Origin of the sequence: Amycolatopsis cihanbeyliensis, from assembly GCF_006715045.1 — a bacterium.
GTDB classification, from domain to species: Bacteria; Actinomycetota; Actinomycetes; order Mycobacteriales; family Pseudonocardiaceae; genus Amycolatopsis; species Amycolatopsis cihanbeyliensis.
In genome coordinates, this window is sequence record NZ_VFML01000001.1 from 3,377,154 (window position 1) to 3,390,931 (window position 13,778).

Consider the following 13,778-nt stretch of genomic DNA (forward strand, 5'->3'; position numbering starts at 1 on the left):
CGCGGGGCGTTGGAACGCGCGTGATCCTGACACGCGCGGGCGTGGCCTCGTTCCTCCTGCGCGGGCCGCCCCGCCGTGCTGCGGGACCTTCGTTCCCGGCGCCTGGTGGCGCCGGGAAGACCAGCGGTCTTCGGTAGAACCGCCGCCCAGCATACGCGACCCCGCCGCACCCCGACCCCCACCCCTCCCGAACTACGTTTCGCGGGCGAACCGTGGTCAGCGGGATCCCGGAAAGTGCGTTTCGCGGGCTAACCGCACTCCTCGGGGTACATTTCGCGGGCTAACCGTCGCCCGGGGACCACGATCCGTACCAAAGCAGGCATCATGGGTCACGTGGCCGAGCAGCGACCGGACGAGCAGCCGGGCCCGGAGGGGCAGCCGGCAGGCGATCCCACGCCGGCGGGCGACCTCGAACCCGCACGGCGAGCCGGCCCGCCGGCGCCGGTGGCGATGGACCCCGAGCAGTTCCGCCAGTTCCAGCAGTTTCAGCAGTTCCAGGACTTCCTGCGCTACCAGGAGGCGCAGCAGCAGGCTGGCACGCTGGTACCGGACCAGGGGCAGGGCAGGCCGCCGGTGCCCCCGCCACCGCCGGGGCAACTCGTCCCCACCGAGCCACCGGAACACCGGCGGCCGCAGGTGCCACGATGGGTGCGCTGGCTCGGCAAGAAGCTCATCGGCTGGCTGATCTTCTTCCTCCTCCTCGCGCTGGCCCTGACCTGGGCGTACAACTACCTCTTCGGCAGCGACGACGAGGGGCTGCCTGCGCACGAGATGGGTGGCGGCACCTACAAGACCAACGAGATCCTGTCCTCGCAGCCGTACGAGGCGGTGCGCCAGGTCTACGACGCGATCGCGCAGGAGGACCCCAGGACCGGCAAACCGCTGGTCGACCAGGCCTGCGGCCGGTTCGCCGAGGCGACCCAGGCGCAGTTCGCGGCGAACATGGGGTATCCCGACTGCCGCCAGGCCGTGCTCGCCCTGCACGAGCAGGTCACCCACGTGAACAACTACGCCGAGTCGATGCCCTCGCACCGGAGCGAGCCCATCCGCGAGAACACCGTGCGGATCAGTTCCTGCGCGGACAGCTGGGACGGTATCCACGGGGGTCCCGCACTCGGCGCGTTCACCCTGACGAAGGTGGAGAAGGGCCAGTGGCTGATCACGGGCCACCGGACGGAACCACGACCCTGCCCGGCGCCCACCGACACGGCCCCCACGCCGACCAGCTAGTTACCACAGGGTCGACGGGCTCGGCCGGAAGGCGAAGGCGCGTGCGCCGGCGGCCAACCCGCGGATGCCCAGGGCAAACACGTGCGCGTGGACGGCAAACACACCGGTTCCGGCCCTCATGTAGAAAGTGACCCCGTTCCTTGCCATTGTTCGCAAGGAACGGGGTCACTCGTAGCGATTCGCCTGGGGCCGGGTCAGGCGGGGACGTCCTCGGCCAGCAGGTTGCGGGTGCGGGCCGGGTCGACCGGGATGCCGGGACCCATGGTGGTGGAGAAGGTCACCTTTTGCAGGTAACGACCCTTCGCCGCGGACGGCTTGGCCCGCAGCACCTCGTCGAGTGCGGCGGCGTAGTTCTCCACCAGCTTCTCCGGGTCGAAGGAGACCTTCCCGATCGCCAGGTGCAGGTTCGCCTGCTTGTCGACGCGGAAGCTGACCTTGCCGCCCTTGATCTCGCTGACGGCCTTGGCCACCGCGGGGGTCACGGTGCCGGTCTTCGGGTTCGGCATCAGGCCACGCGGGCCGAGGACCCTGGCGATCCGCCCGACCTTGGCCATCTGGTCCGGAGTCGCGATCGCGGCGTCGAATTCGAGCCAGCCACCCTGGATGCGCTCGATCAACTCATCGGTGCCGACCGCGTCCGCGCCGGCGGCCTCGGCCTCGGCGGCCTTGTCGCCGGTGGCGAAGACAATGACGCGGACGGTCTTACCGGTGCCGTGCGGCAGGTTCACGGTGCCGCGGACCATCTGGTCGGCCTTGCGTGGATCCACGCCGAGCCGCATGGCGACCTCGACGGTGGCGTCCAGCTTGACCTTGGACGTCTCCTGGGCGAGCTTCGCGGCGTCCAGCGGCGCGTACAGCCGCTGCTTGTCGATCAGCTCGGCGGCCTGACGGTAGGCCTTGCTGCGCTTGGTCATGCTCTGTCCTTACTACGTGAACGGATCAGTTGTGGTCCGAGCCAGCGCCTGGCTCTGCCACGGGTCGCACCGCGACCTGATCACTCGATGGTGAGGCCCATCGAGCGGGCGGTGCCGGCGATGATCTTGACGGCCTGGTCCGGGTCGTCGGCGTTGAGGTCGGTCCTCTTGGTCTCGGCGATCTCCCGGAGCTGGTCCCAGGTCACCTTGCCGACCTTGCTCTTGTGCGGCTCGCCGCTGCCCTTGTCCACGCCGGCCGCCTTCAGCAGCAGCTTCGCGGCGGGCGGGGTCTTGAGCTTGAAGTCGAACGAGCGGTCCTCGAACACGGAGATCTCGACCGGCACCACGTTGCCGCGCTGCGACTCGGTCGCGGCGTTGTAGGCCTTGCAGAACTCCATGATGTTGACGCCGTGCTGACCCAACGCCGGGCCGACCGGCGGTGCCGGGTTCGCGGCCCCCGCCTGGATCTGCAGCTTGATGATCGCTGCAAGCTTCTTCTTCTTGGGTGGCATTCGTCGTTCCTATTCAGTATTACGCGTCCCCGCGCACCTGCCAGTACGCGCGGGGCTGCCGATCCGGAGACCGGTCAGATCTTGGAGACCTGGTTGAACGACAGCTCGACCGGCGTCTCCCGGCCGAAGATCGACACCAGGACCTTCAACTTCTGCCCGTCGGCGTTGACCTCGCTGATCGTGGCGGGCAGCGTCGCGAACGGACCATCCATCACGGTAACCGACTCGCCGACCTCGAAGTCGACCTCCACGGCCGAACCACCCAGCGAAGCCTCGGCCGTGGCGGGCTCGCCCTTGGCCGTCTTGGCCGGTGCCGCCTTCTCCGCCTCGGGCGCCAGGAACTTGAGCACCTCCTCGATGCTCAGCGGCGAGGGGCGCGAGGTCGCGCCGACGAAGCCGGTGACGCCCGGGGTGTTGCGCACCGCACTCCAGGACGCGTCGTTCAGCTCCATCCGGACCAGGATGTAGCCGGGCAGCACCTTGCGCTGCACCTGCTTGCGCTGGCCGTTCTTGATCTCGGTGACCTCCTCGGTCGGCACCTCGATCTGGAAGATGTAGTCCTCGACGTCCAGGGTCTGGGTACGCGTCTCGAGATTGGTCTTGACCTTGTTCTCGTAACCGGCGTACGAGTGCACGACGTACCACTCGCCGGGCTGCGACCGCAGCTCGGCGCGCAGCTTCGTGACCGGGTCCTCCTCGGCGGCGTCGGTGGCATCGGTGGCATCGGTGGCATCGGTGGCGTCGGTGGCGTCGGTGGCGTCGGTGGCCTGCTCCGCCGCGGCGGCCTCGGGGGCGTCCGTGGTCTCGGTGGCCGCCTCCGAGGCGTCCGCGGCGGGCTCGACCGGCTCGGCGTCTGTCGAGCTCTCATCGCCGGTGGCCGCGAGCACCTGCTCGTCGGGGAGGCCGGTCAGATCCTGACCGGCTCCTGAGCCGTTCTCGGAGGTCACTTTCCGTCCTCTCAATTGATCATTTGTCGGGCACGCGGCAACACCGCACCGCACACCCGCGGCAGCGCAGGTCGGCTCACTCGCCGAACACGAGCGCCACGACCTCACCGAAGGCGAGGTCGAGGGCGAACACCAGGGCGATCATGAAGGACACGAACACCAGCACCACAGCGGTGTAGGTGATCATCTGCTTCCTGGTCGGCCAGATGACCTTCCGCAGCTCGGCCCACACCTCACGGAGGAAGCGGACGATCCTGCTGAACAGCGAGGCCTGCTTCTTCCCGGTGTCGTCCCGCTTCGGCGTCGGCCGGTCCTTGCCCTCGGGCTTGGCAGCGGGCTTGCCCGCCTTGTCCGGCTTCCGCCCCGACGACTTGCCCTTCGGGGCGGGACGCTTCCCAGTGTCCGCCGCACCGCCCTTGCCTGCATCCCGGCGCGCGGAGGCACGGCGCTCCCGCCGAGCCGCGGCGGTGGTCGGACGGGAAGGGGGCTGCTGCTCCTTCTCCTGGTCCTTCTCGCCGTCCTCGCTCACGAGTTACTCCTCCGCATCGCCGATACGTCCACGCTGTCGCCTGCCAGCGGCCGGCCGGCGGTACCGGCCGTACTCTGCAGGGGTGACAGGACTCGAACCTGCAACCTGCGGTTTTGGAGACCGCTGCTCTGCCAATTGAGCTACACCCCTTCGACCGGAACCGCACCCGCGAGACCGCTCGTTGGACGTATTTCAGCCGCCCCGCTCACCAGCGGGGCGGTGGGTCGTACGTTCCAAGTTCGGCAGTCTACGGCAAGCCACCAACGACCCCGCAACCGCGCCCTCCACAGACCCGACGGAGGGCGTGGGACCGGCGGTAACCGTTGACACTCCTGCTGCCAACATGGCATGCATGCCGACTCCCACGAGCAGCACGAGCACCCGGGTGTCCGCCAGGGTCGCCGGGATCACCCCCTCGGCCACCCTGGCCGTGGACGCGAAGGCCAAGGCACTGCGGGCGGAGGGCCGCCCGGTGATCGGGTTCGGCGCGGGCCAACCGGACTTCCCGACCCCGGAGCACATCGTCGAGGCCGCGGCGGCCGCGGTCCGGGACCGGGCCAACCACGGCTACACCGCCGCGGCCGGACTTCCCGAGCTCCGCGCGGCGATCGCCGACAAGACGCTGCGGGACTCAGGCTACCGGGTCGACCCGGCACAGGTACTGGTGACCAACGGTGGCAAGCAGGCGGTCTATTCCGCGTTCGCCACGCTGCTCGACCCCGGCGACGAGGTCCTGCTGCCGGCGCCGTTCTGGACCACCTATCCGGAGTCGATCACCCTCGCCGGCGGGATCCCGGTGCAGGTCACCGCGGACGAGTCCACCGGCTACCTGGTCACCGTCGAGCAGCTCGCGGCGGCACGCACCCCGCGGACCAAGGCGCTGCTGTTCAACTCGCCCGCCAACCCGACCGGCGCGGTGTACCCGCGGGAGGCGGTCGAGGCCATCGGCAGGTGGGCGCACGAGCAGGGCATCTGGGTGGTCACCGACGAGATCTACGAGCACCTGGTCTACGACGGCGCCACGGCGGCGTCGCTGCCGGTGGTGGTTCCGGAGCTCGCGGACCGGACGCTGGTGCTGAACGGGGTCGCCAAGACCTACTCGATGACCGGCTGGCGGGTCGGCTGGATGATCGGGCCCTCGGACGTGATCGCGGCGGCATCCGGCTACCAGTCGCACCTGTGCGGCAACGTCGCGAACGTGTCCCAGCGAGCCGCGCTGGCGGCCGTGGCCGGCCCGTTGGACGCGGTGGCCCGGATGCGAGCGGCCTTCGACGCGCGGCGCAGGCGAATCGTGTCGCTGCTCGGCGAGATCCCGGGGGTCGAGTGCCCGACGCCGGAGGGCGCGTTCTACGCCTACCCCTCGGTGCGCGCCCTGCTGGGCAGGCCGCTGCGCGGGCAACGCCCGGCGAGCACCGTGGAGCTGGCCGAGCTGATCCTGCGCGAGGCCGAGGTGGCGGTGGTACCGGGCGAGGCGTTCGGCACACCCGGCTACTTCCGATTCTCCTACGCGCTGGCCGAGGAGGAGCTGGTGGACGGCATCGCCAGAGTGGCGAGGCTGCTGGCGGAGGCGGGCTGAGCATGCGGGGCAGGACGGCCGCGGCGGCCCTGCTCGCGGTGCTCGTGGCCGGCTGCGGCACGGAGGGGCGGCAGGCGACCAGCGACCGGTACGTGGCGCTCGGCGACTCGTACACCTCGGCGCCGGGGACAGGGCGGCTCACCGGCCCGCCGGGCTGCGCGCGCTCGACCACCAACTACCCGCACCTGGTCGCCGCCGAGCTGCGACCCGCCGAGTTCGCCGATGTCAGTTGTGCCGGCGCGCGGACCACGCACCTGAGCACACCGCAGCGAACGGAGGAGGGCACCAACCCGCCGCAGCTGGACGCGCTGACCGAGGCGACCACCCTGGTCACTCTGGGCATCGGCGGCAACGACGTGGACTTCATCGGCTTCGCCGCCGACTGCGTGGCCCCGACCCCGAATGCCGCGCCATGCCGAGCGGAGCTGACCGCGGGTGGCCGGGACCGGATCGCCGAAGCGGTGACCGAGACGGCCGGCAAGGTGGCCACCGCGCTGGACCGGATCGCGGCCGCGGCGCCGCGGGCCAGAGTGCTGGTCGTGGGCTACCCGACGGTGCTGCCGGAGGGTGCGGGCTGCTGGCCGGAGCTGCCCTATGTCGCCGCCGATGTCGCCTACCTGCGTGCGGGGCTCGGCTCACTCAACACGATGCTCGCCGAGCAGGCCCGCGCGCACGGTGCCGAGTTCGTGGACACCGCGGGCCCGAGCCGCGAGCACGACGTCTGCACGCCCACCCGCTGGGTGGAGGGGCCGCGGCCGGGCGGCGAGGCCGCCCCGCTGCATCCGAACCGGCGAGGCAACCGCGGGATGGCGGACGCGGTGCTCGCGAAGCTGCGAGGTGGGGACGGTTAAGCGGGCCGGACGAACGCCTGCGCCTTGCCGAGCACGGTCCTGCCGTCGAACTTGGCGGTGATGTCGACGCGGGCCAGGCCGTCCTCGCGCAGCTCGGCCACCTTACCGGTGAACTCGACCAGCGCGCCCTCGCCGTCGTCGGGCACCACGACCGGCCTGGTGAACCGCACGCCGTACTCGATCAGCCGGCCCGGATCGCCGAGCCAGTCGGTGACCAACCTGCCGCCAAGCGCCATGGTCAGCATGCCGTGCGCGATCACGTCCGGCAGCCCGACCTCCCTGGCGAACCGTTCGTTCCAGTGGATCGGGTTGAAGTCCAGCGCGGCGCCGGCGTAACGGACCAGGTGCTCCCTGGTGAGCCGCACGGACAGCGGGGGCAGCTCGGTGCCCTTCTCCAGGGGCGTCCCGGTCACTGCGCCTCCCCCCGGACCACCAGCTGCGCACGGGTGGTGCACACCGGCTCGCCGTGCTCGTCCGCGATGTCGGCGCGCAGGTTGATGAAGTCGTTCCCGGCGCGCGCCATGATCTCCTCGATGGTGGTGGTCAGGGCCAGCCGGTCACCCGCGTGCACCGGCCTCGAATGCTCGAAGCGCTGGTCCCCGTGCACCATCCGGTCGTAGTCGAGCCCCAGGTCGGGGTCGGCGACGATGGAGTTGATCGCCGCCAGGTTGATGATCGTCAGGAAGGTCGGCGACGCGATCACGTCCGGGTAACCCGCCGCGCGGGCCGCGTCCGGATCGCGGCAGAGCGGGCTCTCGTCACCGATCGCGTCCGCGAACTCGATGATCTTCTCGCGGCCGACTTCGTACGTGGTCGTCGGCGGGTAGACCCGGCCGATGAAGGAGGGATCCAGTGGCACATCCGCAGGTTACCGATGCCTGGTTGAGGCGAAGGTCGTAGGTGCGGGGGCGGCGGTGACCGGCCTGGAAGAAGGACCGGTAGAAGGAACCACCGCCACAGCATCGAGGCCGCCCCCGCGGAACGGGGACGGCCTCGACGAGATCCGAAGGACGCGTCAGCGCGTCTCCTTGTGCACCCGGTGCGTACCGCAGTTCGGGCAGAACTTCTTCATCTCCAACCGGTCCGGGTCGTTACGCCGGTTCTTGTTGGTGATGTAGTTGCGGTGCTTGCACTCCTCGCACGCCATCGTGATCTTCGGTCGCACGTCGGTGGCAGCCACGGCAAAGCCTCTCTCTACTCACTACGGCCCCCACCGGAGCGGGGGTCCAGGGGGCGGAGCCCCTGGGCGGGGTCTGGGGGCCGCGCCCCCAGGGCGATTGCGAAGCGGACGGGTTGGCTCTCACTGCCAACACAGTCCGGCCATCCGCGTAGCGGGAGCGGGACTTGAACCCGCGACACCACGATTATGAGCCGTGTGCTCTAACCACCTGAGCTATCCCGCCAAAACCAAGGTGAGACTACCACTCACCCCAGCCACGTCCCGGGGGTCCGGGGGCTTGCCCCCGGGGTGGGGCCTGGGGGCCCCGCCCCCAGAAGACACTGCGAAGCGAGCCGGTTCGGCGTGTTCCGCCGACACAGCTCGCCTACTCGCGAGCCCCAATACGGAATCGAACCGTAGACCTTCTCCTTACCATGGAGACGCTCTGCCGACTGAGCTATTGGGGCGTGCTCAACTGGAGCCTCGAAGAGGTTACACAATGACCTCCTTGCCGCCGCGGGCGGGGGTGCCTATTCGCCGAAACCTCAGGTCAGCAAGGTCAGCACGGTCTCGGCGTGCCGCCCGGGCGAGCGGGCGGTGCGCGCCTGCAGCCAGGCCTCCAGCCGCTCCTCGGACAGCGGGCGGGAGATCAGGTAGCCCTGCGCGACATCGCAGCCCATGGCTTCCAACTGGTCGCGGGCGATGTCCTCCTCGACGCCCTCGGCCACCACGGTGAGCCCGAGCGAGTGGCCCAGCTCGACGATGGAGCGGACCACGGCGAGGTCGCCGAGGTCGGTGCCCATGCCGAGGACGAAGCTCTTGTCGATCTTGACCTGGTCGACCGGTAGCTGCCGCAGGTAGGCGAGCGAGGAGTAGCCGGTGCCGAAGTCGTCCACCGCGAGCACGATGCCGAGCGCGTGCAGCTCGCGCAGGATCGGGAGGGCGCGCTGCGGATCGGACATCACCCCGGACTCGGTCAGCTCGAAGGTCAGCAGCTCCGGAGGGACGTCGAACCGACCGAGGGCGGCGGAGACCTTGGCGGGGAACTCGGCGTCGGCGAGGTTGCGCACGGACAGGTTGACCGCCGCGGAGATGCGCAGGCCCTCGTCCAGCCACTTGCGCACCCGGCGCAGCGCCTGCTCGAGCACGAAGGAGGTGAGCACCCCGATCAGACCGGCGGCCTCGACGGCGGGCACGAACTCGTCCGGGTCGAGCTTGCCGAACTCCGGATGCTGCCAGCGCACCAGCGCCTCGACGCCCTGCACGTGCCGGTTCGGCAGCGACACCTTCGGCTGGTAGTGCACGCTGACCTGGCCGTCCTCGAGCGACTGCCGGAACTGGGTGACCATCTGGAAGCGGCGCATGAAGATCTGGCCCATGCTCGGCACGTAGCCGCGGACCTCCTCGCCGCCGCGGGTGGCCCGCACGGCCATATCGGCGCGTTGCAGCATGCCGTCGATGTCCACCGGGTCGTGGTTGTCATCCACGGTGACGGCGTAGCCGACCATGGCGTTGGCCTCGACGGTCAGCCGTTCCATCGGGTACGGCGCGGACAGCTCGGCGCGCAGCCGCTCGGCGACCTGGTGCGCCTGCTGCGCGGTGTGGTCGGCGAGCAGCGCGGCGAAGGAAGCGCCCTCCAGCCTGGCCAGTGGGACCTGCTGACCGAGGGTGTCGCGCATCCGCCTGCCCGCCGCGATCACCATGCGGTCGGCCCAGGTGTAGCCCAGCGCGTCGCTGACCGTGGAGAACACGTCGAGGTCCACCCGCAGCACCACCGAGCTGGGCCGCTCGCGCAGCGGATCGCGGGCGAGCAGGCAGAAGCCGGGGCGATTGAGCAGCCCGGTCAGCGGGTCGTGGTAGGCGTCGTGCCGCAGCGTGGCCAGCAGCCTGCGGTTGTCCAGCGAGGTCGCCAGGTGGCTGGCCATGGTGCCGAGCAGCTGGATGTCGTACTTGCCGAAGCCGCGCCAGCGGGACAGCCGATCGTGCGCCTCCACCACGCCGAGCAACTGGTTGGCACTGCGCAACGGCACTACCAGCGCTTCCTGCGCACCGCGGTCCAGCAGCGCCGTCCGCACCTCGGGGTTGGCCTCGGTGATCCGGAAGTGCCGTACGTGCGGGCCGGGCAGGCGCAGCAACGGGTCGTCGGCAGGCAACCCGCCGGGCGGCAGTGACTCGCCGACGACGACGGTGCGCATCGCGTCGTCCGGTTCCAGCCGCAGCCGCAGCACGACGCGACCGGCGGCGAGCTGGTCCTTGATCCGCTCGGCGATGGTGACCCACTCGTCCACGTCGACGCCACGGCGCAGGTCCTCCACCCGACTGGCGGGGCGGGCCGCGGCCTGGTGCCCCGACCTGGCGACCATCAGGCTGACGTCGGAGAGCGCCTCCATGTCGCGTTGCTCGCGGAGCAGGTCGGAGTAGGCCCAGTAGAGCGCGGACAGGCCGAGGAAGACGGCGAGCACCAGCGGCCAGGCCGCCGGCACGTTGGCGATCACCAGGTAGCCGGAGAGCCCGACCGAGGCGTTCACGAAGCCGACGACCAGGATGCGGCCGGTCAGCCGCAGTGCGGTGGTGACCCGCATCCGGCGGCGCAGCACGCGGACCGCGGCCAGCGCCAGCAGCGTGCTGGCCAGCGGCGCGGTCAGGGTTCCGGCGAGCGCCGCGATCCACGGCATACCGGGGTCGCCGACGAGCTGCTTGACCAGCCCGGCGACCGCGAACGCACTGGTGACCTCGAGCAGGAACACCCCGGCGTTGTAGAGCACCCTTCCGGACACCCTGCGCACCAGCAGGGTGCCGATCCCGGCGACGAGGTGTGCCGCGGCCACCACCTCGAACGGCGCCACGAAGAAGCCGATGACCAGCGGGATCTCGGTGAACGAGATGGTCCAGGAGATGCCGCTGCGTACGTCGACGTTGATGCCGAGCTGCTCGGCGAGCAGGAAGGCGACCGCGAGCAGCGGACCGATCCACCACAGGTCGGCCGACCATTCGAAGGGCAGCCACCGGGATACGGCGACCGCGGCGGCAATACCGGCCGAGAGCACCAGAATGGTGTAGATACGGAACCGCCACTCATCCGAATGTCCCGAAGACGGTGTCGTGTCGGCCGAACCAGTCATGCCGGTCGATCCACTCGGAGGTGCCGGAGAAGAGTTAGCTGCAGCCGAGTAGGAACCGGCGGGTCCGCCGTATGGCTCCGGCATGCAACCTCCTTCCCGTCTGCTCGCCGGCAGTGATGCCGGGGCGAACGAAGGGCCCTACTGTACCCCGGAGGGCGTATTTCGGCCTCGTTCCGGCCATCATCAGATCAGCCGAGAGTTAACAGGGGATCAACAACGGCGATCGAGGCCGACCACCGGGTGACGACAACCACGTTCTCCTTCGCCGCGGGTAACGAGGCGATTATTCCGCCGAAGTCGCTCGCTCGCAGCGAACGATCGGCGGAAACAAAGTCACTCTTCGCAAGGTTGAGCCGAGTGAACTCAACAAGCGAGGAGCGTGACAATGAGCGCAACCCAGCTCCTACCCATCCTTCCGCTGGACGACGACGTGGTGCTGCCGGGCATGGTGGTACCGCTGGACCTCGGTGCGGCGGAGAGCAGCGCGGCGGTGGAGTCGGCGCGGGCAGGCGCGCCGAACGCGAGCGCGCTGCCCGGGATCCGTTCGGCGTCGGTGGCCAAGGCCGAGGTGCTGATCGTGCCGCGGCTGGAAGGCGAGTACGCCGAGATCGGCACCGTGGCCACCGTGGAGCGGGTCGGCAGGGTGCCCGGCGGTGGCACGGCGGCACTCGTGCGCGGTACCCGGCGGGCCTTCGTCGGCGAGACCGGCGCCGGCCAGGGCGCGGCCCGCTGGGTGCACGCCGAGGAGGCCGTCGAGCCGCCCACCGGCGAGCGCGCGGCCGAGCTGGCCGCCGAGTTCAAGTCGGTGGTGGTCTCCCTGCTTCAGCAACGCGAGGTCTGGCAGATGCTGGACGCGGTGCAGCAGGTGGAGCAGCCGTCCGCGATCGCGGATCTGGCGGGCAACGCGCCGTACCTGAGCGCGACGCAGAAGCTCGAGTTGCTCCGCACGCTGGACGTGACCGAGCGGCTGGAGAAGGCACTGGAGTCCGGCCGGGAATACCTGGCCGAGCTCGAGGTCAGCGACACCATCCGCAAGGACGTCGCGGAGGGCATGGAGAAGCAGCAGAAGGAGTTCCTGCTGCGCCGCCAGCTGGAGGCGATCCGCAAGGAGCTCAGCGAGCTCACCGGGGAGCCCGGCGGCGAGGGTGACGAGGACTACCGGGCCAGGATCGAGGCGGCCGACCTGCCCGAACACGTGCACAAGGCCGCGCTGGCCGAGGTGGACAAGCTGGACCGGACCTCGGAGCAGTCCCCCGAGGGCGGCTGGATCCGCACCTGGCTGGACACCGTGCTGGACCTGCCGTGGAACGAGCGGACCACCGACGTGCACGACATCGCCGGTGCCCGCGAGGTGCTGGACGCCGACCACGCCGGGCTGGCCGACGTGAAGGAACGGATCATCGAGTACCTGGCGGTGCGCAAGCGGCGGGCCGAGGCGGGCAAGGGCCAGCTCGGCGGGCGGCGTTCCGGAGCCGTCCTGGCGCTGGCGGGGCCGCCCGGGGTCGGTAAGACCTCGCTCGGGGAGTCGGTGGCGAAGGCGATGGGCCGCAACTTCGTCCGGGTGGCACTCGGCGGGATCCGGGACGAAGCCGAGATCCGCGGGCACCGGCGCACCTACGTGGGGGCGCTGCCCGGCCGGATCGTGCGGGCCATCAAGGAATCCGGGTCGATGAACCCGGTGGTGCTGCTGGACGAGGTGGACAAGGTGGGCGCCGACTACCGGGGCGACCCGACCGCGGCGCTGCTGGAGGTGCTGGATCCCGAGCAGAACCACACCTTCCGCGACCACTACCTCGAGGTCGAGCTGGATCTGTCCGATGTGGTCTTCCTGGCCACCGCGAACGCGGTGGAGACCATCCCCGGGCCGCTGCTGGACCGGATGGAACTGGTGTCGCTGGACGGCTACACCGAGCACGAGAAGGTCACCATCGCCCGCGACCACCTGCTGCCGAGGGAGCTGGAGCGGGCCGGGCTCGGCCAGGAGGACGTGCGGCTCACCGATACGGCGCTGAGCCGGATCGCGGCCGAGTACACCCGGGAGGCCGGGGTCCGGGACGCGAACCGCACCATCGCGAAGGTGCTCCGCAAGATCGCCACCAGGGCGGCGCTGGACGAGTTGACCCTGCCGGTGACGGTGGACGCGGCGGACCTGGACGGCTACCTCGGGCGACCGCGGCACCTGCCGGAGTCGTCCCTGCCCGTGGGTAGCCAGCGCACCGCGATCCCCGGCGTGGCGACGGGGCTGGCGGTGACCGGTGCCGGTGGTGACGTGTTGTACGTGGAGGCGTCGCTCGCCGACGCGGAGTCCGGGGGCACCGGGCTGTCGCTGACCGGCCAGCTGGGCGAGGTGATGAAGGAGTCGGCCCAGATCGCGCTCTCCTACCTGCGTTCCCGCGGCGCCGAGCTGGAACTGCCGGTGGCCGACCTGAAGGATCGCGGGGTGCACGTCCACGTTCCGGCGGGGGCGGTGCCCAAGGACGGGCCGTCCGCCGGGGTCACCATGACCACGGCGCTGGCCTCGCTGCTGTCCGGGCGGGTGGCCCGCGCGGACGTGGCGATGACCGGGGAGGTGTCGCTGACCGGCCGGGTGCTGCCGATCGGCGGGGTGAAGCAGAAGCTGCTCGCCGCGCACCGGGCCGGGATCACCACGGTGATCATCCCGCAGCGTAACGAGCCGGACCTGGACGACGTGCCTGCCGAGGTGCTCGCCGCGCTGGAGGTGCACCCGGTGTCCAGCGTGCGCGAGGTGCTGGACCTGGCGCTCACCCCGGCCGCCACCCCGCTGCCGCAGGCGGCGTGAGCCCGGTGGGTGTCCCCCTGGCTGGAACTGGCCAGGGGGACACCTGTTTCGCCGGAAGTTCATCCGGCCGTTCACTGCCGGAACCTACCTGGAGTGGTTGTTCTCGTACCTTCCGTTGCGCTCCCACCCCAGCGGCAC

The 13,778-nt window shown here is 70.4% G+C and carries 12 protein-coding genes and 3 tRNA genes; 4 read left to right on the forward strand and 11 right to left on the reverse strand.

Annotated elements, in window-relative coordinates; all coding sequences use genetic code 11:
* Positions 1-324 precede the first annotated feature (324 nt).
* On the forward strand, positions 325-1,230 hold the full coding sequence (locus tag FB471_RS14830) for a hypothetical protein (protein ID WP_141998802.1): 906 nt from the start codon (positions 325-327) through the stop codon (positions 1,228-1,230).
* Between the two features lie 194 nt (positions 1,231-1,424).
* Here the strand turns inward: FB471_RS14830 and rplA are convergent, their stop codons facing one another.
* From rplA to FB471_RS14855, 5 genes are all read right to left on the reverse strand, one after another.
* Complete coding sequence (rplA, locus tag FB471_RS14835; protein ID WP_141998804.1) at positions 1,425-2,144, reverse strand: 50S ribosomal protein L1; 720 nt, start codon at positions 2,142-2,144, stop codon at positions 1,425-1,427.
* A gap of 80 nt (positions 2,145-2,224) precedes the next feature.
* Entirely contained in the window at positions 2,225-2,656 is a 432-nt protein-coding gene (gene rplK, locus FB471_RS14840; RefSeq protein ID WP_141998807.1) for a 50S ribosomal protein L11, read from the reverse strand.
* A 74-nt stretch (positions 2,657-2,730) separates the two neighbouring features.
* Positions 2,731-3,603, reverse strand: a complete 873-nt coding sequence (gene nusG, locus FB471_RS14845; RefSeq protein WP_141998809.1) for a transcription termination/antitermination protein NusG — start codon at positions 3,601-3,603, stop codon at positions 2,731-2,733.
* Positions 3,604-3,679: 76 nt separating this feature from the next.
* On the reverse strand, positions 3,680-4,132 hold the full coding sequence (gene secE, locus FB471_RS14850) for a preprotein translocase subunit SecE (RefSeq protein ID WP_141998811.1): 453 nt from the start codon (positions 4,130-4,132) through the stop codon (positions 3,680-3,682).
* Positions 4,133-4,209: 77 nt separating this feature from the next.
* Positions 4,210-4,282: transfer RNA gene (locus FB471_RS14855), tRNA-Trp, on the reverse strand.
* 202 nt (positions 4,283-4,484) lie between these two features.
* Between FB471_RS14855 and FB471_RS14860 the strand changes: the two genes are divergently transcribed.
* Together FB471_RS14860 and FB471_RS14865 are read left to right on the forward strand one after the other, a co-directional pair.
* The gene (locus tag FB471_RS14860) at positions 4,485-5,708 is read left to right on the forward strand and encodes a pyridoxal phosphate-dependent aminotransferase (RefSeq protein WP_141998813.1); all 1,224 of its coding nucleotides are present in this window, start codon (positions 4,485-4,487) and stop codon (positions 5,706-5,708) included.
* A gap of 2 nt (positions 5,709-5,710) precedes the next feature.
* The gene (locus FB471_RS14865) at positions 5,711-6,559 is read left to right on the forward strand and encodes an SGNH/GDSL hydrolase family protein (RefSeq protein WP_141998815.1); all 849 of its coding nucleotides are present in this window, start codon (positions 5,711-5,713) and stop codon (positions 6,557-6,559) included.
* On the opposite strand, the gene FB471_RS14870 is transcribed toward FB471_RS14865, so the two are convergent.
* The 6 genes from FB471_RS14870 to FB471_RS14895 all read right to left on the reverse strand — a co-directional run bounded on the left by FB471_RS14870 (position 6,556) and on the right by FB471_RS14895 (position 10,924).
* Entirely contained in the window at positions 6,556-6,972 is a 417-nt protein-coding gene (locus FB471_RS14870; RefSeq protein ID WP_141998817.1) for a MaoC family dehydratase, read from the reverse strand. The two genes, FB471_RS14865 and FB471_RS14870, sit on opposite strands and share 4 nt — an antisense overlap.
* Positions 6,969-7,418: an FAS1-like dehydratase domain-containing protein gene (locus FB471_RS14875; RefSeq protein ID WP_141998819.1), complete on the reverse strand. Its 450-nt coding sequence runs from the start codon at positions 7,416-7,418 to the stop codon at positions 6,969-6,971. The genes FB471_RS14870 and FB471_RS14875 overlap by 4 nt, the downstream gene beginning before the upstream one ends.
* Positions 7,419-7,574: 156 nt before the next feature.
* Positions 7,575-7,739, reverse strand: coding sequence for a 50S ribosomal protein L33 (gene rpmG / locus FB471_RS14880; RefSeq protein WP_141998821.1), 165 nt, complete (start codon positions 7,737-7,739; stop codon positions 7,575-7,577).
* Positions 7,740-7,888: 149 nt separating this feature from the next.
* Positions 7,889-7,962 (reverse strand) — tRNA-Met (locus tag FB471_RS14885).
* 150 nt (positions 7,963-8,112) lie between these two features.
* A tRNA-Thr gene (locus tag FB471_RS14890) sits at positions 8,113-8,185 on the reverse strand.
* Positions 8,186-8,263: 78 nt separating this feature from the next.
* Positions 8,264-10,924, reverse strand: a complete 2,661-nt coding sequence (locus tag FB471_RS14895; RefSeq protein WP_141998823.1) for a putative bifunctional diguanylate cyclase/phosphodiesterase — start codon at positions 10,922-10,924, stop codon at positions 8,264-8,266.
* 301 nt (positions 10,925-11,225) lie between these two features.
* On the opposite strand from FB471_RS14895, the gene lon reads away from it, so the two are divergent.
* Positions 11,226-13,640, forward strand: a complete 2,415-nt coding sequence (gene lon, locus FB471_RS14900; RefSeq protein WP_141998825.1) for an endopeptidase La — start codon at positions 11,226-11,228, stop codon at positions 13,638-13,640.
* Positions 13,641-13,778 lie beyond the last annotated feature (138 nt).

Coding starts and splice junctions, on each gene's coding strand:
- rplK (WP_141998807.1), bottom strand. CDS start 2,656: ATGCCACCCAAGAAGAAGAAGCTTGCAGCGATCATCAAGCTGCAGATC.
- rplA (WP_141998804.1), bottom strand. CDS start 2,144: ATGACCAAGCGCAGCAAGGCCTACCGTCAGGCCGCCGAGCTGATCGAC.
- FB471_RS14895 (WP_141998823.1), bottom strand. CDS start 10,924: ATGCCGGAGCCATACGGCGGACCCGCCGGTTCCTACTCGGCTGCAGCT.
- FB471_RS14830 (WP_141998802.1), top strand. CDS start 325: ATGGGTCACGTGGCCGAGCAGCGACCGGACGAGCAGCCGGGCCCGGAG.
- lon (WP_141998825.1), top strand. CDS start 11,226: ATGAGCGCAACCCAGCTCCTACCCATCCTTCCGCTGGACGACGACGTG.
- FB471_RS14865 (WP_141998815.1), top strand. CDS start 5,711: ATGCGGGGCAGGACGGCCGCGGCGGCCCTGCTCGCGGTGCTCGTGGCC.
- FB471_RS14860 (WP_141998813.1), top strand. CDS start 4,485: ATGCCGACTCCCACGAGCAGCACGAGCACCCGGGTGTCCGCCAGGGTC.